The sequence below is a fragment of the Micromonospora sp. S-DT3-3-22 genome, assembly GCF_015354745.1.
GTDB classification, from domain to species: domain Bacteria; phylum Actinomycetota; class Actinomycetes; order Mycobacteriales; family Micromonosporaceae; genus Micromonospora; species Micromonospora wenchangensis.
In genome coordinates, this window is the sequence record NZ_JACGMO010000051.1 from 19,970 (window position 1) to 46,808 (window position 26,839).

17 protein-coding genes are annotated in these 26,839 nt (G+C 71.6%); 9 read left to right on the top strand and 8 right to left on the bottom strand.

Features of this window, described 5'->3' with window-relative positions:
- Positions 1 to 44: 44 nt before the first annotated feature.
- Together H1A17_RS16610 and H1A17_RS16615 are read right to left on the bottom strand one after the other, a co-directional pair.
- A complete protein-coding gene (locus H1A17_RS16610; protein ID WP_309236785.1) occupies positions 45 to 1,628 on the bottom strand; it encodes an arabinofuranosidase catalytic domain-containing protein in 1,584 nt (527 codons plus the stop codon).
- Between the two features lie 203 nt (positions 1,629 to 1,831).
- On the bottom strand, positions 1,832 to 3,664 hold the full coding sequence (locus tag H1A17_RS16615) for an RICIN domain-containing protein (RefSeq protein ID WP_145920120.1): 1,833 nt from the start codon (positions 3,662 to 3,664) through the stop codon (positions 1,832 to 1,834).
- A 293-nt stretch (positions 3,665 to 3,957) separates the two neighbouring features.
- On the opposite strand from H1A17_RS16615, the gene H1A17_RS16620 reads away from it, so the two are divergent.
- The 4 genes from H1A17_RS16620 to H1A17_RS16635 all read left to right on the top strand — a co-directional run bounded on the left by H1A17_RS16620 (position 3,958) and on the right by H1A17_RS16635 (position 8,818).
- Positions 3,958 to 5,184 carry an extracellular solute-binding protein gene (locus tag H1A17_RS16620; protein ID WP_194822280.1) on the top strand — a complete coding sequence of 409 codons (1,227 nt, stop codon included), beginning with the start codon at positions 3,958 to 3,960 and terminating at the stop codon, positions 5,182 to 5,184.
- 141 nt (positions 5,185 to 5,325) lie between these two features.
- Positions 5,326 to 6,207, top strand: a complete 882-nt coding sequence (locus tag H1A17_RS16625; protein WP_194822288.1) for a carbohydrate ABC transporter permease — start codon at positions 5,326 to 5,328, stop codon at positions 6,205 to 6,207.
- A gap of 80 nt (positions 6,208 to 6,287) precedes the next feature.
- Entirely contained in the window at positions 6,288 to 7,049 is a 762-nt protein-coding gene (locus H1A17_RS16630) for a carbohydrate ABC transporter permease (RefSeq protein ID WP_145922860.1), read from the top strand.
- A gap of 32 nt (positions 7,050 to 7,081) precedes the next feature.
- Positions 7,082 to 8,818 (top strand): amylo-alpha-1,6-glucosidase, encoded by a 1,737-nt coding sequence (locus H1A17_RS16635; protein ID WP_194822281.1) that lies wholly within the window; start codon positions 7,082 to 7,084, stop codon positions 8,816 to 8,818.
- Positions 8,819 to 8,895: 77 nt separating this feature from the next.
- Here H1A17_RS16635 and H1A17_RS16640 read toward each other — a convergent pair whose 3' ends face one another.
- Complete coding sequence (locus tag H1A17_RS16640; RefSeq protein WP_145920116.1) at positions 8,896 to 9,909, bottom strand: LacI family DNA-binding transcriptional regulator; 1,014 nt, start codon at positions 9,907 to 9,909, stop codon at positions 8,896 to 8,898.
- Between the two features lie 367 nt (positions 9,910 to 10,276).
- Between H1A17_RS16640 and H1A17_RS16645 the strand changes: the two genes are divergently transcribed.
- From H1A17_RS16645 to H1A17_RS16655, 3 genes are all read left to right on the top strand, one after another.
- Positions 10,277 to 11,722, top strand: a complete 1,446-nt coding sequence (locus H1A17_RS16645) for an arabinofuranosidase catalytic domain-containing protein (RefSeq protein ID WP_228543668.1) — start codon at positions 10,277 to 10,279, stop codon at positions 11,720 to 11,722.
- A 222-nt stretch (positions 11,723 to 11,944) separates the two neighbouring features.
- Complete coding sequence (locus H1A17_RS16650; protein WP_145920114.1) at positions 11,945 to 12,472, top strand: RICIN domain-containing protein; 528 nt, start codon at positions 11,945 to 11,947, stop codon at positions 12,470 to 12,472.
- A gap of 69 nt (positions 12,473 to 12,541) precedes the next feature.
- Entirely contained in the window at positions 12,542 to 14,797 is a 2,256-nt protein-coding gene (locus H1A17_RS16655; protein WP_194822282.1) for a helix-turn-helix domain-containing protein, read from the top strand.
- A gap of 3 nt (positions 14,798 to 14,800) precedes the next feature.
- Here H1A17_RS16655 and H1A17_RS16660 read toward each other — a convergent pair whose 3' ends face one another.
- Complete coding sequence (locus H1A17_RS16660) at positions 14,801 to 15,928, bottom strand: helix-turn-helix transcriptional regulator (protein ID WP_145920112.1); 1,128 nt, start codon at positions 15,926 to 15,928, stop codon at positions 14,801 to 14,803.
- Between the two features lie 164 nt (positions 15,929 to 16,092).
- Positions 16,093 to 17,562, bottom strand: coding sequence for an RICIN domain-containing protein (locus H1A17_RS16665; protein WP_194822283.1), 1,470 nt, complete (start codon positions 17,560 to 17,562; stop codon positions 16,093 to 16,095).
- A gap of 483 nt (positions 17,563 to 18,045) precedes the next feature.
- On the opposite strand from H1A17_RS16665, the gene H1A17_RS16670 reads away from it, so the two are divergent.
- A complete protein-coding gene (locus H1A17_RS16670; protein WP_194822284.1) occupies positions 18,046 to 18,954 on the top strand; it encodes a hypothetical protein in 909 nt (302 codons plus the stop codon).
- A gap of 72 nt (positions 18,955 to 19,026) precedes the next feature.
- Here H1A17_RS16670 and H1A17_RS16675 read toward each other — a convergent pair whose 3' ends face one another.
- The 3 genes from H1A17_RS16675 to H1A17_RS16685 form a co-directional block, all read right to left on the bottom strand.
- Positions 19,027 to 20,586: a class I SAM-dependent methyltransferase gene (locus H1A17_RS16675; RefSeq protein ID WP_145920109.1), complete on the bottom strand. Its 1,560-nt coding sequence runs from the start codon at positions 20,584 to 20,586 to the stop codon at positions 19,027 to 19,029.
- Between the two features lie 115 nt (positions 20,587 to 20,701).
- The gene (locus H1A17_RS16680) at positions 20,702 to 23,356 is read right to left on the bottom strand and encodes a M14 family zinc carboxypeptidase (RefSeq protein WP_240762136.1); all 2,655 of its coding nucleotides are present in this window, start codon (positions 23,354 to 23,356) and stop codon (positions 20,702 to 20,704) included.
- A gap of 438 nt (positions 23,357 to 23,794) precedes the next feature.
- Complete coding sequence (locus tag H1A17_RS16685) at positions 23,795 to 25,300, bottom strand: twin-arginine translocation signal domain-containing protein (RefSeq protein WP_194822285.1); 1,506 nt, start codon at positions 25,298 to 25,300, stop codon at positions 23,795 to 23,797.
- A 524-nt stretch (positions 25,301 to 25,824) separates the two neighbouring features.
- Here H1A17_RS16685 and H1A17_RS16690 point away from each other — a divergent pair.
- Positions 25,825 to 26,724, top strand: coding sequence for a fibronectin type III domain-containing protein (locus H1A17_RS16690; RefSeq protein ID WP_194822286.1), 900 nt, complete (start codon positions 25,825 to 25,827; stop codon positions 26,722 to 26,724).
- Positions 26,725 to 26,839: the final 115 nt, after the last annotated feature.

Consider the following 26,839-nt stretch of genomic DNA (forward strand, 5'->3'; position numbering starts at 1 on the left):
GGCCACCGTGGACGGTGACCGGCGCGGCGACGACCTGTCGTCGGTCAGCGGTAGCCGGCGGCGGTGATGCTGGCCTGCACCGCGTTCTCGGTGGCGTCCGACGGGTAGCCGGCGACCATCGCCCCCTCGTAGAAGGTGCCGGCGCTGAGGTTCGCGCCGCCGTCGGGCTTGCAGCAGTCCCCGCCGCTGCCCAGGATGATCGCGCCCTGCTTCTTCATCGGGCTGTAGCCGGGCGGCAGCGCCCCGTCGTAGAGGGTGTAGAGGCTGCCGGACTGGGCGTTGCTGCCCTTGATGGCGAAGCGGGAGGTGCCGTTGTTCTTCAGGGTGGCGGTGACGAACTTGTGCGGGAACGCCCGCTGGTTGGGGTTCCACGAGCTGCTGCCGCCGGGGAACAGCCCCCACTCCAGGTCGGCCTGCACCCACGGGCCGGAGCCGGAGCAGCCGCCGAACCAGCACTGGGTGCTGAAGTTGATCGCGTCCATCGCGCCGGCGGCGTCGGCCTTGCGGGTGGTCTCGCTGTTGCCGTAGTCGAAGCAGCAGCCGTTGTTGACGTGGGTGCCGCTGGTGACCATGTACATGCCCTCGGGCGCGGCGCCGGTCGGCACCCCGGTCAGGTGCCCGTCACGCCAGTAGCTGTTGCCCGGGTTGATGTAGAGCGAGTACGCCTTCGCGCCGCCCACCGTCAGCGACTCCGACGTCGCGACCGCCGGTCGGCTCTGCGGCGACCCGGGCACCACGCTGGAGCCCTGGTACCACAGGTCGTTGCCGCGACCCGACTGGTCGAACACGACGGTCACCACGCAGGTGGTGCCGGTGCAGAACGAGTCCTGCGTGGCGGCGTTGGCGGTGCCGCCGGTGCCGGTCAGCCCGATGTTGCGGGTCGTGTTGTCCGAGGAGCGGCGTACCTGGTAGAGGTTGCCGCTGTAGGCGGCGTAGAGCGCCCGGGTGGTGCTGTGGGCGGCCACGCACGGGGTGCCACCGGCGGCGTAGATGTCGCACGGCAGGGCCCCGCCGGGTGGGGGAGTCGTCGGCGGCGGCGTGGTCGGCGGGGTGGTCGGCGAGGTCCACTGCTGGTTGGCCTGACCGTTGCAGGTCCACAGCAGGATCTTGGTGCCGTTGGCGGTGCCGTTGCCGTTCGCGTCCAGGCACAGTCCGGACTGCACGCCGGTGATGGTGCCGTTGGCGTTGACGTTCCACTGCTGGTTGTTCTGGCCGTTGCAGTCCCAGATGATCGCCGCCGTGCCGGCGGTGGTGCCCCGGCCGGAGGCGTCCAGGCACTTGTTGCCGTAGACCGTGAGTTGCCGGCTGGTGGTCCAGGTCCAGGTCTGGTTGGCCCCGCCCTGGCAGTCCCACAGCTGGGTCTGGGTGCCGTTGGTGGTGCTGGAGTTGGGGACCTCCAGGCAGCGCCCGGAGGCGGTGCCGACGATCCGGGTGCTCTGCCCCGGCTCGATGGCGGCCAGCGCGGGTGCGGCGGCGGCCTCGGCGACCGGCGAGGTGAGGCCGGGTGTGGCCCCGGCGACGACGAGGACGCCGGCCAGCGCGCCGACCAGCATGGTCAGCCGGTGCAGGCGGCGGCGGGGGATGGGGGCGCGGACCTGTCCTGGTCCGCTGGGGGACGGGGTGCGCACGAAGCGGCTCCTTGGTTCGTCGGCGGCGCACCGGGGCGCATCCGCCTACGGTCGGTGGTGGTGGCGAATCGGTTCGGACCTTTTCAGGATCACGGACCAAGCGACATCAATCAATGGCTTGCGGTGGTTCGTCCCCGTCACCTCCGGCGACCACGCCGGGTCGGGCGTCGGCCTTTCGGCACCCGACCCCATGCGGGACGGGTCTACCGACCCCAGACGCGCCAGGTCTGGTTCAGCGGGCTGCTCTGGCCGACCGGCTTGCAGGTCCACTGCAGGATCCGCGCCTGGGCGGCGGTGGAGACCCCGTTGACGTCGACGCACTTGTTGCTGTGCCGGGCGACGAGCTGGTAGTCGTGGGAGTCGTTGCCCCCGTAGGTCACCCGGCGCAGGGTGAACTGCTGGCTGGGGCCGTTCTGGCAGGTCCACTGCTGCACGGCCGCGCCGTCGGCGGTGGACGCCCCGCTGACGTCCAGGCACTTGCCGCTCTGCTGGTTGACCACGGTGTACGTGTCGGCCACCCCGGCGACCGGGCGGAAGTTCCAGAGCTGCTGGTCACCACCCTCGCAGGGGAACTGCTGCTGGGGGTTGCCGTCGGCGGTGCCCGGGCCGGTGTTGTCCAGGCACTGCTGGGAGTGCTGGGCCACCGCGACCGAGGTGAAACCGGTGTCCGAGGGCGGCAGGACGGTGACCGTGTACGTGTCGTTCTGGTTGCCGTACGGCAGGGTCACCGAGGCGGCGTTGTTGGTCAGCGTGAGCACGGTGTTCGACACCGTGACCGGCCCCTGCACCGCGCCGCCGTTGTTGTACGGGATGCGTTGGGTGAGCACCCGCACCTGGTTGTTCTGCACGATCCCGCTGGTGGCGTCCAGCCGTTGCAGGTTGACCGTCAGGTTACCGGTGGTCCGACCGCCGCCGACCAGCACCCTCGCCGCCCCGGTCGCCCTGGTGGCGAAGGCGTCGTAGGACGGGCTGGGGGTCACCGCGACGATCTGCCCGGTCTGCGCGGCGTAGTAGCGGTAGACCCACCACTCGCCCTTGGGCTGGTGCTGGCCGGCCGCGTTGCGCACCAGCAGGTTGCCCAGGTCGTTGTGCAGGTTGCCGCCACCGGCCCAGTTCGCCCGCAGGCCGTCCGCGCGGGCCCGCTCCAGCCGGGCGACGTACCAGGCGCCGTCCGCCGGGTTCTGCTCGTTGGACGCGCCGTACTCGTTGATCTGGTACGGGCGGGGGTGGGCGATGCCGCGCGGGTCGAGGGTGGCGTTGGCGGCGGCGACGTTGGCGACCGGGTCGCCGGGCAGCGCGTGCCAGCTGACGATGTCCGGCACCGTGTTGGTGGAGCGGACGAAGTCGAGGTACTGGTTCCAGAACGCGTGGCTGGTCGACGGCACGCAGGCGCAGCTCGGCCCGACGATGAGCTGGTCGGGGAACTCGGCGCGCAGCCGCTGGTAGGTGCGCCGCCACAGTTCGAGGTACTGGGAGATCGGGCGGTTCCAGAAGATCGTGATGTTGGGTTCGTTCCAGATGTCCCACTGCACCCTCAGCCCGGCGGACCGGACGTCGCCGATGAGCCGGGTGAGGAAGGCGTCGTAGTCGGTCCAGTTGCCGTTGTCGCCGGGGAAGCGGGAGATTCCGGCACCGTCCGCGCCCCACAGGTCGTGCGGCAGGATGACGAACTGACCGCCGAGGGCGGCGGTGCGTCGGGCCTGGGCGAGCGTGGAGTTCCACCGGCGGTCGTAGTTGCCGCCGACCCAGCCGCTGCCCGGCAGTTGCGCGCCCCCGGCCCGCATGTACTGGAACTTGACGTCCCGGTAGAAGTGGTCGGCCGGACCGCTGGCGTTCTCGGTCATGCCGTAGATCCAGCCGGAGGCGCGGTAGGTCGGTGTGCCGTCGGTGGCGGAGAAGTTGACGCTGATCGACTCGTCGGCGGCCTGGGCCGGGGTGGCGGCGACGGTGCTGGCGGCGACGGCGAGCAGGCCGACGGCGAGTCGGGTGACGATCACGCGGACTCGTCCGGGCCGGCTGCGGGACGGGGTTTTCACGGGCGGCTCCTTGGTGGGGCGCGGGGAACGCTCTCCGGAGGGCTTCGCATGCGAATCGATTCGCAGAGATCGTAGGGTGAGACTGTGAAGGATGTCAATGAAATGACAGGGCCGTGACGTCGGGGTTTCCGCCGATGATCCCCTTCCTGAGTGGCCCCCCTTGACCCGGTCGCATCGACAGACCTATGTTCGTGTGAACGGATTAGTCGAATCGATTCGCCTCATGATCGCCGCGCTGCTCCGAGCGGCGGTCGCTCCCGCCACCTGACGCCGCACGCGAATTGAGGCAGCACATGACAGCAACCAGCCGTCGGCGGTGCCTGGCCGTCGCCGTCGCCACGCTCGTCGCCCTGGCCGGCGGTGCCTGCTCGTCCGCCGACGACCCCTCGGGCGGCGGCAGCTACCTGGTCTGGGACCCGTACCCCCAGTTCGCCGCCGACTCCGCCTGGGTCGCGCTGCTCACGAAGTGCGGCGCGGCGGCCGGGGTGACGGTCGAGCGGACCGGCTACGACACCACCGACCTGACCAACAAGGCCCTGCTCGCCGCCCAGCAGGGCAACTCGCCGGACGTGCTGATCGTGGACAACCCGGTGATCTCGACCCTGGCCGAGGCCGGCGCGCTCACCACCACCGACGAGAACAAACTGGACGTGGAGACCATGGCGGCGAACCTGCTCGGCGCCGGCCAGCGCGAGGGCCGGACCTACGGGGTGCCGATCGGGGCGAACACCCTCGCCCTCTATTACCACAGGGAGGTGCTGGCCGCCGCAGGCGTCGATCCCGCCACCATCACCGACTGGGCCACGTTGAACAGCGCGTTGGCCAAGGTGAAGGCCGCGGGCAAGAAGGGCATCACCTTCTCGGCGATCGGCACCGAGGAGGGCAGCTTCCAGTTCCTGCCCTGGTTCTGGGGGGCCGGTGCCCGACTGACCGCGCTGGACTCACCGCAGGCCGTCGCCGCGCTGACGCTGTGGACCGACTGGCTCAGGCAGGGATACGCCCCGAACTCCGTCATCAACAACACCCAGACCACGAGCTGGCAGGAGTTCTCCACCGGCGACTACGCCTTCGCCGAGAACGGCACCTGGCAGCTGGCCAACGCGGCGAAGCTCGGCTTCGGTTACGGCATCATCGCGATCCCGGCCCGCGCGGGTGGCCCGGCCCCGGCACCCACCGGCGGGGAGTTCGTCTCCGTCCCGGTGCAGCGCGACACCGGCCGGTACGCGACATCGCGCCAGCTCGTCACCTGCCTGACCAGCGCCGACAACCTCCTCGCCACCGACACCACCCTCTCCTACGTCGCGCCCGTGACCGCCGTGCAGGACCGGCAGGCGGCGGTCGACCCCCAGCTCAAGGTCTGGGTGGAGGCGGTCCGGGCCGCCAAGGGCCGCACCGGTGACAACCTCGGCACGAAGTACCCGAGGATCTCCGAAGCCCTGTGGACCGGGGTGCAGGCGGCACTCAGCGGGGCGAAGCCGCCGCAGGAGGCGCTGGCCGCCGCGCAGCGTGCCGCCGGATAGCCGGGTCAAGTCGACATCGTGACCGCCACGGGATCCAGCACCCCGCGTCCGACCGCCTCGCATCCGACCACCCCGACAGCTGCCGCCACCGCCGGGCGCGGCCGTCGGGGGACGGCCGCCACCGTCCCACCCGGTTACCGCGTGTCCCGGGTGGGACGGTGGTCGGCCTGGGCCTTCCTCGCCCCGGTGACCGGTTACCTGCTCGTCTGCTACGCGTACCCGCTCTACCGGAACCTGGAGTTGAGCCTGCGGGAGTACACCGTCCGGTCGTTCGTCCAGGGCGGCGCGCCCTTCGCCGGCCCGGAGAACTACCGGACGGTCCTGGCCGATCCGACGTTCGGGCCGGCGCTGACGCACACCCTGGTCTTCACTGCGGCGTCGCTGGTCCTCCAGTTCGTCATCGGGATGGCGCTGGCCCTCTTCTTCCACCAGCACTTCCCGCTCTCCCGGACCCTGCGGGCGGTGATCCTGGTGCCCTGGCTGCTGCCGTTGATCGTCTCGGCGTCCACCTGGTCGTGGCTGCTCAACAGCGATGCGGGCCTGGTCAACACGGCGCTCGGTGTGGTCGGGGTGGACCCGGTCCACTGGCTCACGTCGCCGCGCTGGTCGCTCGTCTCGGTGATCATCGCGAACGTCTGGATCGGCATCCCGTTCAACCTGGTGGTGCTGCACAGCGGCCTCCAGGCGATCCCGGCCGAGCTGTACGAGGCGTCCTCCCTCGACGGCGCGACGGGCTGGCAACGGTTCCGGTCGATCACCTTCCCGCTGCTGCGCCCGGTCTCCGCGGTCACCCTGCTGCTGGGCCTCATCTATACACTGAAGGTCTTCGATCTAATCTGGATCATGACCAGGGGTGGCCCGACCGATTCGTCCACCACCCTGGCCACCTGGGCGTACCGGCTCGGCTTCGGGAACCTGCTGCCCCGGTTCGGCCCGGGCGCGGCGGTCGGCAACCTGCTCATCGTGCTGGCCCTGCTCGCCGGGCTCGGCTACCTTCGGCTGCAACGGAGGCAGCGGTCGTGACCACCACCGCCCCGTGGCGCACCCGGCGCCGGACGCGTACCTGGTGCAAGACCGGCGTCGGCCTGGTGCTGAGCGGGCTGATGCTCTTCCCCGTCTACTGGATGATCAACGTGTCGTTCACCCGGGACCGGGACCTGCGGGCCAGCCCGCCGCACCTGTTCCCCCTCGACGGCACCGTCGAGGGCTACCGGGCGGTGCTCGACCAGCAGCTGCCGTACCTCGGCACCAGCCTGCTGGTCGGCCTCGGGACGGTGGCGTTGACCGTGGCGCTGGCCGCCCCCGCCGGCTACGCGCTGGCGAAGCTGCGCCCACCCGGCGGCCCGGCGCTCAGCTTCGTGCTGCTGACCGCGCAGATGATTCCGGGCATCATCATGGCGATGGGCTTCTATGCCGGATATCTCGAACTCGGCATCCTGAACACCCTGCCGGGTCTGATCCTGGCCGACTCGACCCTGGCGGTGCCGTTCGGCGTGCTGATCTTCACGGCCTTCATGTCCGGTGTCCCCGACGAGCTGCTCCAGGCCGCCGTGGTCGACGGCGCGGGCCGGTTACGCACCTTCTGGTCGGTGGTGCTGCCGCTGAGCCGCAACGCGGTCGTCACGGTGTCGCTGTTCGCGTTCCTCTGGGCCTGGTCGGACTTCGTGTTCGCCTCGACACTGGCCGCCGGCGGCGGGCACCAGCCGATCACCCTGGGCATCTACCGCTACATCGGCAACAACAACCAACAGTGGAACGCCATCATGGCCACCGCCGTCGTCGCCTCGGTCCCCGCCGCCGTGCTGCTGGTCCTGGCCCAGCGGTACGTCTCGACCGGGATCACCGCCGGCGCGGTCAAGGACTGACCACCCGTACCACAGAAAGGGCGTCACCAGCCATGACCGTCGCACCGTCCGGTCCGGAGTTCTCCCTCCAGGACATCCCGTTCAGCTACCGCGGTTCGTGGCTCAACATCTCCCCGGTGGTGGCCGAGAAGACGTATGCCGACGATCTGCACCTGGTCTCCCACCAGACCGGACTGCACCCGGTGCTCCGCCTCGCCCCGGACGCCGGCAGCACGGTCGTGGCCACTCCCACGCTGCTCACCTGGCGCAGCGGTGACGACCGGATCGAGGCCGGTTACCAGGGGCCGGACACCCTGCGGCTGCGGGGAAGGGGGCTCGGGCTGCGGATCGCCGCCGCCGCCGGCACCCTCACCCCGTTCAGCGGCACCTACCTCTATCTCGACCCGGTCGACGGGTCGGCCGTGTTCACCTCCTACGAGACGGGCCGCCGCTACCGGATCACCGTGCTGTCCGGCGCGCTGCGCGCGACCCGGGGAGCGGAGGCGCTCGGCACCGCCGACCGCTGGCTGGACCTTCCCGCCGACCAGCCCTGGGAGATCGCGATCGAGGAGTACGCCACCGCCCGCCGGCCCTACGCCCGGTCGGGCACCTTCGACGAGCTGTGCCGTGACCGCGACGCCGAGTTCGCCGCGTTCGTCGACGCGGTCGCCCCCTGGCGTGGCGTCGACACCCCCGCCGCCGAGCTGGCCGCGTACGTGCTGTGGTCGGCCACCGTCGGGCCGGCGGGGTTCGTCACCCGACCGGCCGTACTCATGTCCAAGCACTGGATGGACAAGGTGTGGAGCTGGGACCACTGCTTCAACGCGATCGCCCTGGCCGCCGGCGAGCCCGAGCTGGCCTGGCACCAGTTCCAGCTGCCCTTCGACCACCAGGACGCGGCCGGTGCCCTGCCGGACTCGGTCACCCACTCGGAGGTGCTGTACAACTACGTCAAGCCACCCGTCCACGGCTGGGCCCTGCGGCAGCTGCGCCGCCGGCTGCCCACGCCGCCGGACCGGGCGGCGCTGGCCCAGACGTACGACCGGCTGGCCCGGTGGACCCGGTTCTGGCTGGACGCGCGCCGCGCCCCGGGGCACGACCTGCCGCACTACCAGCACGGCAACGACAGCGGCTGGGACAACGCCACCACCTTCGACCACGACCGGGTGTTGGAGACCGCCGACCTCGCCGCCTTCCTGGTCAGCCAGCTGCGCTGCCTGGCCGACCTGGCCACCGAGCTGGGCGAGCCCGCCGACCGGTGGTCCGCCGAGGCCGACCGGGTACGCGCCGCCCTGCTGCGGGACCTGTGGGATGGCACCCGCTTCACCGCCCGCAGCCCGCTCACCGGCCGCCGAGGGGCCAGCCGCAGCCTGCTCGACCTGATGCCCGTCACGCTCGGCAACGACCTGCCCGCCCCGGTCGCCTCCGTGCTGGCCCGGCGGATCGAGGCCCACCTGACCACCCACGGGCTGGCCACCGAACCGACGGACTCGGCCCACTACCTCGCCGACGGCTACTGGCGGGGCCCGATCTGGGCACCCTCCACGGTGCTGGTCGAGGACGGCCTGCGCCGGGCCGGGCACATCGCGGTCGCCGACGAGATCAGCCAGCGTTTCCTGGCCCTGTGTGAGAAGTCCGGCTTCGCGGAGAACTTCGACGCCGAGACCGGTGCGGGGCTGCGCGACCGGGCGTACACCTGGACCGCCAGCAGCTATCTCATCCTCGCCGCCGCCCAGCAGGAACGCAACGGCTCACCAATGGGGGACGCGACGGGGCCGGCGGCCCGGTGAACGGCCTGGGTGCGACCGACCGCGGGTCGGCACCCGGAAGCCGACCGGCCGGGCCTGCGCCGGACCCCGGGGCCGGGTCAGCGGGAGCGGACCGGGCCGGTGCTGGAACGCAGCGAGATGGGCGGCGCGTAGAGCCGGTGGCGGGGTGGGCCGCCGGGCGCGGCGATCAGCTCCAGCAGCAACGCCACCGCTTCGGCACCCATCTGGCGCATCGGCACGTCGGCGGCGGTCAGCGGGGGGTGGAAATCCTCCGCCCAGTGCTGGGCGGCCACTCCGGTGACGGAGAAGTCGCCCGGCACCGACCGGCCGGCGGCGTGCAGCGCACGCTGCATGCCGGGCAGCGCCGCCTCGTTGATGGTGGCCACCGCGGTGACCTCCGGATGCGCTGCCAGCAGCTGCTCCACGCACGCCTCGCCGGAGGGCGTGTCGTCGCCGCAGCAGACGTCGAAGCCGGTCAGACCTCGTTCGGCGACGGCCGTCCGGAAGCCGGTCAGGGCGCGGTGGCTCGGGCCGTAACCCGCCGCGACCAGCTCGGCGGACCGGTTCACCAGGGCCACCTGCCGGTGCCCCAGGTCGGCCAGATGGTGCACGCAGCGGGAGATCAACGTGGCGTAGTCGATGTCGATCCAGCTCATCCCGTGCGGCTCGGCCGTCCGTCCGATCGTCACGAACGGCACCCCCGCCGTCGCCAGCCGGGTCACCCGGTCGTCGGTCAGCCGGATCTCCATCAGCACCACCCCGTCCACCCGCCGCCCGGTGACGATCCGCTCGAACGACCGGTCGTGGTCGCCGCCGGACGGGGACAGCAGCACGTCCAGATCGTGCCGGGCCGCCGCCTCGACGACGCTGGCGACGAAGCCCAGCTGCATGTCGGTCAGGCGTTGGCTGGCCGGGGGGATCACCAGCCCGAGGGTGCGGGTGCGCCCCTCCTTCAACGCGCGGGCGCTGGCGTTCGGCCGGTAGCCCAGCTCGTCGATGACCGCCTGGATCCGCTGCCGGGTCGTCGCCGACACGGCCCGCTTCCCGCTCAACACATAGGACACGGTGCTGCGGGACACCCCGGCCCGCCGGGCGATCTCACCGATGTTCATGCCCGCCCTCAAGCCGAATTCCGCCACCGACGCGGGAATGCGCCGTGTTTCCCATGGAGCATAACCGTCCGGCAATTCCCCAACGGGGCAGGAACAGTTCCGTCGCCGCTCCCGGGGGGCGATCCGCCGATGCCCGGCGTTCGGTGGCGTACAGGGCGGGGCGGACAGGGATCGCAGGGTAGCGCAATATATCGACAGAAGTTTATGTTAAAGATCTGACGTTTATGTCAGGAGCAGGTGCGGCTGACGGATCGGTTCCGTACCCCGGTCGTTCGGACGCGAAGCGCAGCCGTACCAGAGGCAGCCACCACCGTACCCATACCGTTCCGGAGAGGATTCGATGAATGTGAAGAGAAGGCCCAGTCGTATGACGATCGCCGTGGCGACGATGGCGACCCTCGTCGTCGTCAGCGGCGGCTCCGTGGTGGCGGACGCGCCGGGCGCACGGGCGGCGACCACCGGCCCGTGCGACATCTTCGCCTCGGGCGGTACGCCGTGCGTGGCCGCGCACAGCACCACCCGCGCCCTGTACGGCGCTTACAACGGGCCGCTGTACCAGGTGCGCCGGACGTCGGACAACACCACCCGGGACGTCGGGGTGCTGAGCGCGGGTGGCGTCGTCAACGCCGCGACGCAGGATTCGTTCTGCGCCAACACGAGCTGTGTGATCACCATCATCTACGACCAGTCCGGCCGCAACAACCGCCTCACCCAGGCACCCCCGGGTTACTGGCCCGGCCCCGCGCCGGGCGGCTGGGACAACCTGGCCGACGCGAAGGCGGCCCCGGTCACGATCGGCGGCCAGAAGGCGTACGGCGTCTACGTCTCACCCGGCACCGGCTACCGCAACAACAACACCAACGGCGTCGCCACCGGCGACCAGCCCGAGGGTATCTACGCCGTCGTCGACGGCACCCACTACAACCAGTGGTGCTGCTTCGACTACGGCAATGCGCAGACCGACGGCCAGGCCGACGCGCCGGCCATCATGGAGACGGTCTACTTCGGCGCCAACAAGCAGTGGGGCTACGGCGCCGGCGCCGGCCCATGGGTCATGGCCGACCTGGAGTGGGGGCTGTTCTCCGGGGTGAACGCGGGATACAACAACATCGCGTCCATCAACCACCGATTCGTGACCGCCATGGTCAAGGGTGAGCCGAACCACTGGGCGATCCGCGGTGGCAACGCGCAGTCGGGCGGCCTGACGACCTATTTCGACGGGCGGCGGCCCAACGGATACCACCCGATGAAGAAGGAGGGCGCGATTCTGCTCGGCATCGGCGGCGACAACAGCGTCTCCGGCCGGGGCACCTTCTTCGAGGGCGTGCTGACCTCGGGCTACCCGTCGCCGGCCACCGAGGACGCGGTGCAGGCCAACATCGCCGCCGCCGGGTACGCCCCCGCCGGTGGCGGCACGCCGCAGCAGGGCGTCCAGCTCGTGGGCGGTCAGTCCGGTCGGTGTGTGGATGTGCCGAACGGCAGCACCACCAACGGCACCCAGGTCCAGCTCTGGGACTGCACGGGGGGCACGGCCCAGCGGTTCACCTACACGGCGGGCAAGCAGTTGCAGGTGTTGGGCAACAAGTGTCTCGACGCCAACGGGCAGGGCACCAGCAACGGCACCCAGGTGATCATCTGGGACTGCCACGGTGGGACCAACCAGCAGTGGAACGTCAACGCCAACGGGACCGTCACCGGCGTCCAGTCCGGCCTCTGCCTCGACGCCAACAACGCGGCCACGGCCAACGGCACCAAGCTGATCCTGTGGTCGTGCAACGGCCAACAGAACCAGCAGTGGAACCTGCGCAGCTGACCGGCGCGCGCCGCCCCGGTCGGCCGGGCCTCCGTACAGGGGCCGGCCGACCGGGGCCCATCCGCCGGGCCACCCGGTCGGGACGGACGACCGCACCGCGCCGCCGCCGGTTGTTGCCTGCTGTTCTGCATGTTCACCCTCGCCGGGTGCCGCTGTACTCCTGGTAGCCGGATGGCGTCGGCCCGCACGGGAGGGGCCGTACCGACGACAGGAGGAGTGAAGGTGACAGTCAGGATGGGTGGCGCGAGCTGGCGGGGAGTCCTCGCCCGACTGGCCGCGACGATGATGCTGGTCGCGGGGGCGGCGGTGGCGTCCGCCTCCCCGGCGGCGGCGGCCTACGAGTTCACCGGCCAGTTCCAGAACTACGCCACCGGGATGTGCCTGGACAGCAACAGCGCCGGGTCGATCTACACCCTGCCGTGCCAGGCCGGCAACAACTGGCAGACGTGGACCGTCACCTCGGCGGGCAAGGCCCCGTCCGGATACGACCGGGTGACCATCCGCAACCGGCAGACCGGCCTGTGTATCGAGATGTGGGAGTACGGCGGCCCGCAACAGCACGCCTACCCGTGCACCGGCGGCCTGAAGCAGCTGATCGAGGGCTACGGTCCGAACTGGAACCAGGTGTCGCTGCGGCTCAACTACTTCGACACCCGCTACATCTGCGTCGACACCCACGGCAGCGGGGAGGCGTACGCCCGGGCGTGCAACTACGGCGGATACCAGACGTGGCGGTTGAATGGTCGGTGATCCGACCCATGCGCTAAGTCACTGATCTATGTCTGGCACCGCGCCCGGAGATCTGTGAGGGTGTGCCCGGTGAACCCGATACCGAGCACACCCGAACGGCCGTCACTGGGCGCCGTGCTCCGGTCCCACCGGCTGGCGGCGGGCCTGTCGATGGAGGGGCTCGCCGAGCGCTGCGGGGTCAGTGTGCGGACGATCAGCGACATCGAACGCGACCGGGTCCGTCGCCCGCAGCGGCGCACCCTGACCGTCCTGTGTGACGTCCTCGACGTACCGGACGACGCGCGCCGCCGGCTGGTCGCGGCCACCTCCGCCCGGCCCGCCGGCTGCGAGCCGCCCGATCCGCCGCGCTACTTCACCGGCCGGGCGGCCGCGCTGCGCACTCTCGGCGACATCGCGCGTCGGCCGCCGGGCGACCGGCAGCAGGCCACCGTGGTCGTCGTCACCGGGCCCGCCGGGGTGGGCAAGACCAGCTTCGCGGCACGGGCCGCGACCGACCTGGCCCCGGACTTCCCCGACGGCCGGTTCTTCGTCGACCTGCGCGGCATGGACGACGTCCCCACCCCGCCCGGCGAGGCGCTGCACCTGCTGCTGCGCGCCCTCGGCGTGCCGGAACAGCGGATTCCCGCCGGGCTCGACGAGCGGGCCACGGCGTACCGGTCGGTGCTCTGCCAGCGCCGGGCCCTGGTGGTGTGGGACAACGCCGCCGACGAGGCCCAGGCCAGGCCACTGCTGCCCGGGGCCGGGCCCGGTTTCGTGCTGTTCACCAGCCGGCGACGGCTCAGCGGCCTGGATACCGCGCAGTGGCTGTCCCTGGAGCCGCTGCCGGCCGAGGAGTCGACCGCGATGCTGCGGGCCGTCGCCGCGCCCGCCGCCGACCCGACCGGGCCCGCCGCCGCCGACCCGACCGGGTGGGCGGAGCTGGCCCGGCACTGCGGGCACATGCCCCTGGCCCTGCGCGTCACCGGGCAACGGCTGTCGGACGAGCCGGGGCTGTCGGTGGGGGAGCTGAACCGGCGGTTCACCGGCGAGCAGGCCCGGCTCACGGTGATCGACGCGGGGGCCGCCGGCATCCACACCGCGCTGAGCCTGTCGTACCGGCGGCTGGAGGCGGACCTGCGGCGCACCTTCCGGCGGCTGTCCCTGATGCCCGGCCCGGACTTCGGCCCGGACCCGGTCGCCGTGGTCACCGGCGTCGACGCCGAGGACGCCGAGCGGCGGCTGGAGGCCCTGGTCGAGAGCGGCCTGGTGGACGCCGTGCCGGCGGACCGGTACGGGCTGCACGACCTGGTCCGGGATTTCGCCGCCGACCGGATGACCGCCGAGGAGCCGGACGGCGTCAACCCGTCGCGGACCACCCTGCTGCGGTGGTGGCTGGCCCGCACCACGGCCGCCGGGCAGCACTTCGAGCCGGGCGGACCGGCGTCGCTGACCCCTTTCCCGGACCGGCGGGCGGCGGCCGGCTGGCTCGACGCCGAGCGGGGCAACTGGTTCGCGGCGCTACGGTCGGCCGCCGCCGAGGGACTGCACGGCCAGGTGGTCGACACCGTCGACGCGCTGCACTGGTTCTCCGACAGCCGGGTGCACCTCGACGTCTGGCCGGAGGTCTTCCGGTTGTCCGCCGAGTCGGCCGCCCGGCTGGGCGACCCGCGCACCGAGGCGGTCCACCTCAACTACCTGGCCTGGGCGCAGGCGATCTGCCAACGGGAGTACGCCGACAGCGTGGCCACTGCCACCCGGGCGCTGGACCGGGCCGTGCGCGCGGGGGACCCGGCCCAGCAGGGCTGGGCGCTGCTCTACGCCGCCAGCGGCCACACCGGCCTGGGCGAGCACGCGGCGGCGCTGCGCCAGCGGCAACGGGCCTGGGTGCTGCTGCGCCGTTCGGCCGACCGGGAAGGGCTGCCGCAGGCGATGGCCTCCCTCGGGACGTCCCTCCTGGCGCTCGGCAGGGCGGCCGAGGCGTTGCGGGTGCACCAGCGGACGTGCCGGTTGCTCCGCGATCCGCGTTACCCCATCTCGGCCTTCGCCCGGGCGGCCACCGACGCGTTGAACTGTCGGCGCATCGGCGACGATCTCGCCGCCCTCGGCCGGTGGCCGGAGTGCGTCACCGCCCGCCGGGAGGCCGTCGCGCGGTTGCGCGCGAACGCCATGCCGGCCTCCGAGGCCGTGACCCTGGTGGAGCTGGCCGAGGCGCTGCGGCGGACGGGGGCGGCCCGGGAGGCCCCGGCGCACCTGGTGCGGGCGATCGAACTGGCCGACGACTGTGACGACCCGGATCTGGCCCGCCGGGCCGGGGAACTGCTCGCCGAGCTGTCCGGGGCCGGCTGAGCGTCAGGTGCCGGGCACCACCCGGGCGAAGGCGTGGACCAGCGGATGCGGCAGGTAACGGTGGTCCCGGCCGGCGGTGAGCCAGCCCCGTTCGGCCAGTTCGAGGAAACCCGCCTCGGCGGGGGCCGGCCCGGTCAGCCGGGGCAGCAGCCGCAGGGCGCGGCGGGCCCGCGCCGGCAGCCCGGCGTACGCCCGCTCGAAGGCGTCGCGGACCGACAGGTCACCGGCGACCAGCGCGCCGAGCACGCGGTCCGGCCGGGTCAACCGGTCGATCAGCCACTGCGCGCTCCACTGCGGACGGGTCAACAGCCGGTTGGCGGTCACCCGCAGGGCCAGCGGCAGGCCGGCACAGCAGGCGGCCAGCTCGGCCACCGCCGGGGCGGGGATGCTGCCGTCCACCATGGCGGTCAGCGCGGCCCGCGCGTCGGCCGGCGGCAGCGGTGGCACCAGCCGCCGGTCGGTGTCCGGCAGTTCCGCCAGCGGCTGGCCGCCGGTGACCAGGGTGACGGCGGCGGCGTCCGGGGGGAGCAACGGCCCGACCCGGCGGGTGTCCCGGACGCCGTCCAGCACCACCAGCATCCGCCGGGCGCGCACCAGGTCGCGGTACGCCCGCACGGCCACCGGGTCCGACCCGGTCGACGCCGTCGTGGCGGCCGGCAGCAGCCGTCGCGCGATCGTGGCGGCGGTGGCGTCCCCGACCGGGCCGAGGAAGCGCACCCCGTCGGGGAACCGGTCGGCGAGCCGGGTGGCGGCCTGGACGGCCAGCGCGGTCGTGCCCACCCCGGGCAGGCCGATCAGCTGTACCGCGCGGCGGTGGCCCAACCGGGTGGTCAGCCAGGCGAGGTCGGCGTGGCGGCCGGTGAAGTGGGGCGTCACCCCGGGCAGCCCGGTGACCCCGCCGACCTGCTCGTCGGCGGCGCGCAGCCGGCCGGTGCCGGGCCCGTCCAGCCCCAGGGCGGTGCCCAGCGCCCGCAGGGTGCCGGGGTGCGGGCGGCGGATCGTGTGCCGCTCGATCCCGCCGATGGTGCGGGCGCTCACCCCGGACCGGGCGGCGAGTTCCTCGATGGTCAGTCCGGCGGCGGTGCGCAGTGACCGGAGCCGGTGGAGCTGTTCCTGTGTGCTGTCCCGCACCCCGTACCCCCGCGAGGACGTCTGTTGTCCGGTCCAGTAGACGTCGCCGGAAGGCCACCTGGGGTGAGGGAATCGTCACACCGGGTTCCGATGCTGGTGGGGTGCGGGGCGGCGGTCGTCCGCCGTCCCGGCCTACGGGAGGCGGGACGGCGGACGGGGTGCGCTCAGGCGACGCCGACGCGCTGCCACTGCTGGTTGGCGGCGGTGCCGCAGGCGTACTGGATCACCCGGGCGCCGTCGGCGGTGGAGTAGCCGGTGACGTCGAGGCACCTGCCGCTGTGCCGGGCCACGAACTGGACGTACCCGGAGCCCGCGTCGCGTACCTGCCACTGCTGGTCGGTACGCCCCGACTGGCAGCCGAACTGCTGCACCGCCGCGCTGTCGGCGGTGGACCCGCCGGCCACGGTGAGGCACTTGTCGCTGTGCCGGGCGACGATCTGGACGTACCCGGAGCCGGCGTCGCGGAGCTGCCACTGCTGGTTGGTGCCGTTGTTGCAGCCGTACTGGGCCACCGCGGCGGCGTCGGCGGTGGACCGGTCGAGCACGTCCAGGCACTTGCCGCTGTGCCGGGCGCGCAGCGTGTCGAAGGTGTAGCCGCCGTTGACCCCGGAGACCACGCCGGTGGCGGTGTCGATGGTGAGCTGCGGGTACCAGCTCATGGTCAGCGAGGTGGCGGTGGGGAAGTTCAGCGGCAGCCAGACGTACCGGGACTGGTTGACCGGGCCGCCCGTCGCGCCGGCCCAACGGTCGCCGAGGTAGAGGTACGAGGTGGCGGCGCTGCCCTGCACCGGCAGCACGTACGCCGACTGGGAGTCGTAGGTGGTGCCGTCGGCGAAGTTCGTCGGGTTGGTCCAGGTGCCGGCGACGCTGCTGGCGGTGGCGTACCGGGCCTGGTTGGGCGACCAGCCGGTGGCGCCCGAGGTGACCAGGAAGTAGACCCCGTTGCGTTTGAACATCGCCGGGGCCTCCCGGTAGTTGTCCGGCCACAGCGTCCGGACCAGCGACGCGACCCCGGTGTAGTCGGCGGTGAGGCGGTAGATGTTCAGGTCGGCGTTGTTGCGGGTGGCCGAGATCAGGTACGCGGTGCCGTCGTCGTCGCGGAACACCGTCTGGTCCCGGGAGTCGTGGCCGAGCGGCCGGAAGCTACCCAGGTAGCGGTAGTTGCCGTCGACCGTGCTGGAGGTGGCCACCGCGACCCGGGCCTGGTTGTAGTCGACGCCGTTCTCCCAGTGCATCCAGAGCACGTACTGGCCGGTGCCGGCGTTGTAGATCACCTTGGGGCGTTCGATGTTCGCGGTGGCCAGCTCACCGGCGGAGGACTGGGTGAGCACGTTGTTGCGGAACTCCCAGGTGCGCAGGTCGGTGGAGCGGTAGACCGACACGTACCGGAAGGTGTTGTTGTCGTTGCGGTTCTCGCCGAACCAGTAGTAGTAGTCGCCCACCTTGATCATGCCGCCGCCGTGGGCGTGCACGCCGGCGCCGCTGGTGTCGGTGAACTGCGTGCCGTTGGCGACGGTGACGGGTGCGGCCCGCGCGGCGGGGGTGGTGAGGGTCAGTGGGGCGAGCACGACCGCGCAGGCGGCGAGGGCGAGGACGATCCGGCGGAGGGTGGTGGGGTGGGGCGCGGCAGGCATGGGCCGCCTCCTCGTACGGTGGACGCGGGGTGCCCGCTGGGACGAGCGGGACCTTTTCATGAGCCTCACGATAAGCCGAGCCACCGCTACATGCCCATACTTCAATGTGATGAACGTCGATATGTAGCGGGTCGGCGGGAGATCCGCACCACGTTGTCGGTGGGGATGGTCGTCGCGGTTGTCGAGATCGTGATGCATGATCTACGTCACATTGTGAACCCTTCTCGCGGTGTCCGGCACGGAAGGCACGTTCCGGGCGGAATCCCTTTTCCGCACCCCACATTTCGCCGCCGAAGCCACCCGCGACGGTCCGGTGGACCGGGCGACGTACCGCACTTCGCCACGGAACGTAGCCGGCTCTCACCCGCCCGTGGTCGGCCGGGGTTGGTTGCCGTCCGACAACGAGCGTCTCGGTTTGTGCCGCTCACTACCCTGACCGATGATCCAGTGCCTGGGTACCGTCGACAGCGATAAGGGCTTCAGATGAGCAACAGTCACCCTCCGTACGGAGAACAGCCGGATCCGAACGTCACCCCGTGGAGCGGGCCGCCGGCACCGCCCGCCGGCTACCCGGCGTACGGCCAGCCCGGTCAGGCCCCGCAGTACGGTCAGGCCCCGCAGTACGGTCAGGCCCCGCAGTACGGCCAGGCCCCGCAGTTCGGTGTTCCCGTGCCGCCGCAGAAGTCGAACCGGGGCCTGGTCATCGGCCTCATCATCGGCGCGGTGGTCCTCATCCTCGCGCTCTGCGGTGCCGGCATCGGGCTCGCCCTGGTCGGCAACGACGACGAGCCCGACCCGACCCCGACGCCGAGCGCGACCGCCAACCAGGGGTCCGGCACGGAACCCTCGTCCAGCCCGCAGCCGTCCGAGCCGCCGTCGGAGCAGCCGAACAACAACAACAACGCGGTGACCGCGCGCTACTCCAGCGACCTGTCGTCGGTCTGCGACGGCAGCCCGATCCTCAACGCGGCCACCTACAGCGGCCCGGCCACCGCCAAGGCGTACGTCTTCTCGAACAACCCCGAGCGGCCGACGTTCTGGTCGTCGAAGATCGTCGGCTCCGACAAGCGCTACTACGCCAAGTCGGCGGACTTCACCACCGTGTCGGTGGTCGGCTGCATGTCGATGGTCCCGGGCAGCGAGGGCGCGCCCAAGAAGTGCGACTACAAGGCGAGCGACGGCAAGAACGTCAGCGTCTCGTACATCTCCTCGCGCTACCAGCTGACCTTCTACGCCGCGAAGACCGCGGAGAAGATCGGCGACGGCGGGGTCGTCAACGCCCCGGCGACCCGGTGCCCGAGCTTCATCTCGTACAACAAGACGACGATGAAGGCGTACGCGGCGCCGGACAGCGGCACCATCGAGGCCGCGCTGGACAAGTTCCTGTCCTGACCGGCCCCTGACGGCGGTGCCGGGGGCGGGAGGATTCCTCCCGCCCCCGGCCTTCCGTCCTCCGCCGCCGGATCAGGTGTTGACCGGCCGGCGGGCGACCAGCAGCACGTGCGTCACCGGCCAGTCCAGCGGCGCCCCGTCCACCGTCGACAGCGCCGCGGTCGGCGCGAGCCGGTGGGTGACGATCCAGTCGTTGCGGTACGGGCCGCTGGCCGGGTCGACCTCGAACCCCACGTCGGCCAGCAGGGCCTTCCAGTCGGCCCACTCCAGCCCGCAGAACTCCTCCTGCGTCTCGGACAGCCAGTTGTCGGTGTAGTCCTTGCGGGTGAGGAAGTCCATCGCCGCGCCGAGCGGCAGCTCGACCACCGCGCCGGTGCCGTCGTCGACCGGGCGGTAGCCGAACGGGAACCGGTAGTCGACGGCGAACTGGTCCAGCCGGGCCCGCGTGGACAGCCCGGCGAGGTGCGCGGCCACCTGGTCGGCCGGTAGCGACGCCAGGTCGTCGCGGGGCCGCTGCGGGTTCGTCCCGTCGGTCGTCGACAGCCGCAGCCGGACCGTCCGGTCCCGGCCGTCCGGCCCGCACACGTCGCTGTTGATCCACACCCCGCCGGGCACCGTGTGGTCGTAGATGGCCTGCACGAACCGGCGCAGCGACGCCATCCGGTCGCCGTACGACCAGATCTCGTGGGTCAGCGCGAAGGTCATCGTGGTGTCCACCGAGCGGGGCGCGAACACCGCCCCGCCGAGCACGTTGCGGCGGTAGAAGAAGACGTTCGGGTTGCCGAACACCCCCTGCGCCTTCTTGTGCACGCACTCCTCGAACAGGTGCCGGGCCACCTCGACCCCGATCAGGTCGCTCTCCCGCAACGCCGGCTCCCGGTCGGCCAGCTCCAGCACCGCGCCCGCCCCGCAGCCGACGTCGACGATCCGGCCGGGCCGCACGTGCTCGCGCACCGCCGCCCACTTGCGCTGCGCCGCGTCGGCGAACGCCTCGGCGTACGTCCGGTAGTCGCGGGTGGCGGTCAGCCCGCCCTCGTCCCCGACCACCGGATCGTTGACCACCGAACGGACCAGGTCGTCGAGCCGGTAGCGGGCGTAGACGTCGAGGGTCGCCGGGTGGGCCAGCTCCCGCCACGAGGGGTCGTCGGCGGCCAGCCGCAGCAGCACGTCCCACGGCCGGGCGGGGGTCGGGTCGACGTCGGCCTCCACCCCGGCGATCGGGAACCCCAGCCGGGCGTACATGGCGGCGACCTGCGGCGTCGAACAGGCGACCACGGTGTTCGCCGGGGTCAGCTCCAGGCCGGCGGTGGCCGCCACGTTCTTGAGCGTCACCTCGGCGAACCGGTCGGTCTCGGCGGTGTCGAAGACCGGCACCACCACCGACCGCAGGCCGGCGAGCACGCTGAACCGTTCGATCGCCGCCTCCCGCCGGTGGTAGGGGACCGGGTTGCGCCGGGTGTTCTCGTGGTTGGCCGAGGTGACCGCCCACACCACGGTCACCCCGTCGTCGCCGGCGACCCGGTCGCCGTCCGGGGTGTCGTGGTGACCGGCGGTGGCGAGCCGGTGCAGATAGTCGGCCTGGAACCGGGTCAGCAGGTGATGTCGGCCGGGAAACAGCAGGTAGCGGGGCATGCACCGTTCCTAGCCGACGCGTGGTTCCCGGCGTCGCGCGGGGTGCCGGGTGCGTCGGGCCGCCGGGACGGGTGGGGGCGGGCACCGTACGGTGCCCGCCCCCACCCGGTCGGGATCAGCCCACCAGCGAGCGCAGCGGGACCTGTTCGGCCCGCAGGGTCCGTACCAGGTCACCCAGGAACGGGTGCTCGTCGATCTGGAGACCCGCCGGGTTGGGGATCACCAGGTACGCCGAGCCGTCCGCCACCGTGACCCGCGCGGTGTCGGTGTATCGCCCGACGACGGCCTCGGTGCGGGCCAGGTCACCGGCGGCAACCTGGAGGGTGAACGGCCGCCACTCGCCGCCCAGGTTCTCGGCGACCGGGGTGGCCGCCGCGGCGGCGCGGGCCGGGTCGACCTGGACCGGCGACGCGGTCCGGGCGGCCGTGCCGCCGGCCGGGTACAGCAGCGCGTTGGCCACCAGGTGCAGGCCACTCTCGTTGTACGCCCGGAACAGCGGGTTGAACGCGAACAGCACCGCCCGGCCGGCGCCGGTCGGCTCGTCCACCACCGCGACCGTGCCCTTGAGCGCGTCACCCTGCACCGTGTAGCCGTTGGCCCAGAAGGTGTCCCCGCTCGGGTAGCGCAGCACGTTGCGGCCGGTGCTGCTCGGGTTGAGGATCGGGTCGTTGTTGTTGAACTCGAAGTCCTCCGCCGGCCGGCCCAGCCCGACCGGGCTGTCGGCGTCCACGTCGACCCGCAGGTGCGAGCCGATCACCGTGTAGCCGGTCGGCTTCGGCTTCTCGGTGGTCGAGGTGAGACCGGCGGCGCGGGCCATCCGGGTGCCCTCGTTGCGCAGGCCCAGGTAGGTGTGGCCCTGGGCGATCCAGTTGCGCAGGTTGGCCTGCCCGGTCGCGGTCAGCCCACCGGTCGCGTTGCTGCCGTCCGGCACCAGCAGCACCGTGCGGCCGGTGAAGGCGGGGGTGTTGTCGTTGATGTCGGCGGTGGTGACCGGGGTGAGGTCCAGGCCCCACCGCTTGCCCAGCACGTACCGGGCCTCGCCGTGCGAGCCGGAGGTGGTGGAGATGCCGGTGCCCTGGAACAGGCCGACGTCCGGCCGGCTGATCGGGGTGCCGACGGCCGCCGTGGTGTACGGGGTGAGCGTGACGCCCAGCTTCTTGGCCGTGGTGTTCAGCTCCGGCGTCAACGCGCCGGCCGGCATCCCCACCTGGCCGTTGTCGAGGTCCCGGACCAGCTGCACGTCCTTGCCGAGCAGGGTGAAGGTGAACTCGGCCGCGGCGGCGGAGTCCAGCTCGTAGGTGTAGGAGCCCTTCAACGGCGGCGCGGCCAGGATCTTGCCGCCACCGGTGTTCTGGATCTTGTCGATCAGCTCCGCGTTGGGCTTGACGTCCGCGCCGGTGTAGACGGCGTTCACGCCCATCAGCAGCGGGTTGCTCCACGACGACACGTCGTAGAAGTACGGGAACGGCGTGTACGGGTCCTCACCCATGATCGCCTGGATCCAGTGCTTCTGCGGCTGGTTCATCGGGATCCAGTACGACCCGACCGGCACGGTCAGGTTGGTCGCCGACCGGCCACCGAAGAGCTTCGCGGTGGGCAGCTTGACGGCCTTGCGGACCTGGTAGACCTCCACGTCCATCCGGCGCAGCCGCTCGACGAGCTGGCGGGCGTCGGCGAGCTGCCGGTCGGGCAGCAGGAAGTACGACCGGATGGTCTGGTTCGGCACCGGGAACTGGACGGTGTTGGTCGGCTGGACCACCTCGTTGGGCTCCAGCGTGCCGGCCCGCCCCTGGGCGAGCGCGTCCTTCCAGACCTTGAACCAGCCGTTGAGCACCTCCTGCTTGTGCGCCGCCGCCCAGCCGAGGGTCGACCACTGGGTGTGGAACTGCTGCTGCACCCGGTCGGCCACCGCCGACGAGCTGCCCTTCTCGAAGGTCATGCCGGCGGCACCGAAGCCGGCGGCCGGCACCGTGTCGCCGTACCCCATGAAGAACAGGTCGTAGGTGGAGTAGTTGAAGTAGCACTCGGTGGTCACCGCGCCACCGCACGCGCCGTTGTAGCCGAAGCCGGCCTTGTTGGCCTCGCCGATCCGGTTGATCCAGTCGACCGCCTCGCCGGAGATCTCGTGGTGGATCGGGTCGGCGTTGGGCGGGAAGAAGTACTGCCGGCCGCCCATCTCGTGCGCGTCGATGAAGACCTGCGGCGGGTACTTGCGCATCAGTTCGAGCTTGCCGTCGGTCTCCTGCTGGGTCCGGGCGAACCAGTCCCGGTTCATGTCGAAGCCGTACTCGTTCTGCCGGCGGTTGGCGTCGCGTCCGTCCGGGTTCTGCGTCGGCACGATGATCGTGATCAGGTTGTCGTTGCGCTGCTGGACCTCGCAGGAGAGCCCGGCGGCCAGCTCGTACAGCGTCTTGAGGGCGGCGTCGGTGCCGCTCTTCTCGCCGCCGTGCACGTTGGCGGTGACCCAGACGATCGCCGGTGCGGCCTCGGCGATCTCGCCGGCCTGCTGCTGGTTGACCGTCCGGGGGTCGCGCAGCGAGCGGACATCCTCGGCGATGCCCTTGAGCACGGCCGGCCGTACGTTGCGCTCGTTCGACACGATCGCGTACGGCAGCGGCTGGCCGAGCACGCTGGTGCCCATGACGCCGGTGACGACCCGCTTGGAGGCGGTGTCCACGGCGTCGAGGTAGCCCCGCACCTCCTCGTTGGTGACCACCCGTTCCTGGCCGGTGCCGAGCGGGAAGCCGAGGAAGCTCTCCGGGCTGGGCACCGAGGCCAATCGGTCGGTGGGATCGGTACTACAGGTTGTCGGGGGTGCGGCGGCGGCCGAGGGGCCGGCCACCAGGGGGGTTATTCCGGCCAGTAGTACGATTGCGGTGGCGCCCGCCAGCCGTCTGCGGGAATGCAATGTGGAGCGGAGTCCGGCAGTTCGCATGGGTGTCCCGTTTCCCTTCCCGGGAAATGAATCAAGGGTGCCCGGAGCGTATGACCTGCGCTTTCGGGTGGTCAAGATTCACAACCGGGGGCTGGTACGCGATTCGCCAATTGCCCCACACCGGCTCGAATGCGGCGTTTGGTGGCGAGTCCCGGCGTCCACCGTGGACCTTCGTCCGCCGGGACGGCCCTCGCCGTACCCCTGATCATATTCAACGTCGTCGACCCGGTGGGGCCGGTCCCGGCCCGCCGACGGCGGGCCGGGACCGGGCGGTCAGCGCACCCGGACGAACACCGGGTTGGAGTAGAACCACAGGTCGCTCCACAGGCTCTCCAGCCCGTCGGCCAGCGGCTCGGCCTCGTCGGTGCTGGTGCCGCGCACCCGCAGGTAGCTGTCGGTCCCGACGTCGCGCAGGGTGTGCCGGATGACGTACTGCGCGCCCTGCTGCCGCCAGTCGCGCGGACCGAACCGGGCCACCACGGCGGTGGTGGGGTTGGTGTCGGCGTCCCGGTCGACGCTCAGGCCGGTCACCCGGCCGACGATCAGGTCGACCCGGCGGACCTGCGGCCGGTCGCCGTTGGCGTTCGTGCCGGTCGGCGGCCGGAACCTGATCTCGACGTCCACGTCGGTGCGGTCGCGGCGGCTGACGGTGACGGTCTCACCCGAGCCGGCCGAGCGGCCCTGGCTGCTGGCGGTTACGTCGAGCCGGGTGATCAGGTCGCCGGTGGTGACGAAGATCCGCCCGTGCCGCAGCCCGTCCATGATGTCGTGGTACTCCTGCCGGGCCAGCACGTAGGTCTTGCTGTACTCGCCCGGCCAGAAGTCGGTGCCGCCCCGGGTCCAGTGCACGTGCGAGTCGGAGGTCGCCGTGATCCACCAGCGTCGCCCCTCGCCGAGCAGCGCGTCCCACAGCCCGCCGACCCGGGCGGTCGCCTGGTCGTAGCCGCCGTAGGTGGGGTGGTTGCCGTAGCCGCCGCGCGCGCTGCCGTTGAGCGGGCCCGCCTGGTGGCCCGGAGCGCCCTCGAAGCCGACGTACACGTCCGGGGCCGCGTCGTTGCCGTTGCGGAACTCGTGCGGGAGGTCCTGCCCGTAGACCCCGAGCCCGGTCGCCGAGCGGGAGGTGTGGTGGGCGATCACCAGCGGCTTGTGCGGCATGTTCCGGGCCACCCTGAGGAACTCCACCATCTTGGCCTCGGTGTCGCGGCCCGGGTCGGCCGGGAACGGGTCCCGCTTGGCGAACCGGCTCTCCAGCTCGAAGAGCTGCTTCGCCTCGTCGGCGTGCCGGGGGATCATCAGGGTGTGGTGGTCCATCGCCGGGGCGTCGAACTCCATCCCCCAGAACTGCAACACCTCGGGCACCAGCCGGCGGGACCGCAGCAGATCGGGGTACGCCTGCTCCAGGTTCACCTTGGAGTGGGTGGGTCCACCGTGGTCGGTGCACATCGCCCAGGTCAGCCCGAAGTTCTTCGCCATGATCGCATTGGTGACGATCGGATAGACCGCGTCGGCGCCCTTGCGGAACGTCGGCGGGTTGGTCGAGGTGTCGAAGTCCCCGCTGTACTCGGAATGGATGTGGTGGTCGCCGGCCCGCCAGATCCGGTTGTCGGCCCGGCCCGGTCCGGCCGTCGCCTGATCCTGCCGGTCCGGGTCGGCGTGGGCCGTCTCGACGCCCACGAACGGGCCGGCGGCGGCGAGCGTCGCGCCGACGCCCGCGTACTTCACCAGTTGGCGGCGTGACAGTTGACCGCCTGTGGCGTCCTCGGAATCCCTGTGCTGCACTGCGGAGCCCTCCACGTGATCCGTGTCGACCGTGTCGGTGTCGAAGCCTCCGAGAGACGGGTGAACGACCGCTGCACGGCGCGCGGGGTGGGGGTGAACGACGGCCGGCCAGCGCCGCCGCGCCATCGGCCCGACCGGTGGTCGACCCGCCACGTGCCCCCGGCCCGGGCTGCCGTGCCGGCCCGCCTACCACTGGTGGGATATCCATGCGAATGCATTTCCTGCTCATCGGTGAGAAAGAGGTCTCATTGACCGTTTGCTATGCCGCAACTAGTATTCGGTGCGCAGACGGTCAACGGGGAGCGGTCGCGGTATCCACATCGAATGCTTGTCCGGTGTCGCCCGGCCGATTCGTCGAGCTCCTGGCGAACACATTCCGGCGCCATTCCCCGCCATTTATTCGACGACCCGGTCCCCGGGAAACGGGGGCGGGTCGTCGTGCCGCGCGCGGGGGTCACCGGGAGGTGGCATCGACTCCCGGCACGTACCGGAAAGGACCGACCACGCCGAGAGGAACCCACTCCATGCGCGCTGACCCGATCCGCCGCCGCCCCCCGGGCACGGCACTGCCCCTGCTCGCCGCGGTGGCCGCGATCGTCCTGCTCGTCGCGGGGACCCCAAGCCACCTGGCCGGTGTCCACCTCGCCGCCGCGGTGGACATCACCGACACCCCTGGCACGATCACCGACCAGTGGTCGACCACCGGCGACGAGGGCATCGAGAAGGTCATCGACAACACGCCCTACCGCAAGTACTTCACCTACAGCGGCGCCGGCTGGATCCAGTTCGAGGCGACCACGGCGGCCGTGGTGACCAGCTACGCCGTCACCTCCGCCAACGACTGGCCCGACCGCAACCCGCGCAACTGGGTCTTCGAGGCCTCCACCACCGGCAGCGGTTGGACACCGCTGGACACCCAGAGCAACCAGACGTTCATCACCGGCTTCCACCGCAACACCTACTCGTTCGGCAACACCACCGCCTACCGGTACTACCGGCTGCGGGTGACCGCCACCAACGGGTCGGTCAACATGCAGATCGGCGAGTGGCAGATCTACGGGACCACCACCGCCACCACCCCGGCGCCGGCGGCGCCCACCGGCCTGCTCGCCACCGCGGCCACCGACCAGATCCGGCTCACCTGGACCGACAACACCCGGTGGGAGACGGCCTACCGGCTGGAACGCTCCACCAACGGCACCACCTGGAGCACCGCGTACGTGCTGCCGGCCAGCACGACGAAGTTCCACAACCTGAAACTGCCGGCGGGCACCCACTACTACTACCGGCTGCGGGCCGAGGGGGTGGCCGGCAACTCCGGCTACGCCACCGCCGACACCACCACCCTCAGTGCCACCCCGGCCACCACCTGGACGGAGACCTGGCACGCCCCCAACGAGACGCTCACCCGCTACAGATCTTGAATGGTCAGGTTCGTCCGATGTGGTCTGTGTGGCGGTGTGGGGTTGGGGTAGATCGATGGGATGAGGTATCCCGATGGTGGTGGATTGTCCGCGCGGGGGCGGGCGAAGCGTGAGG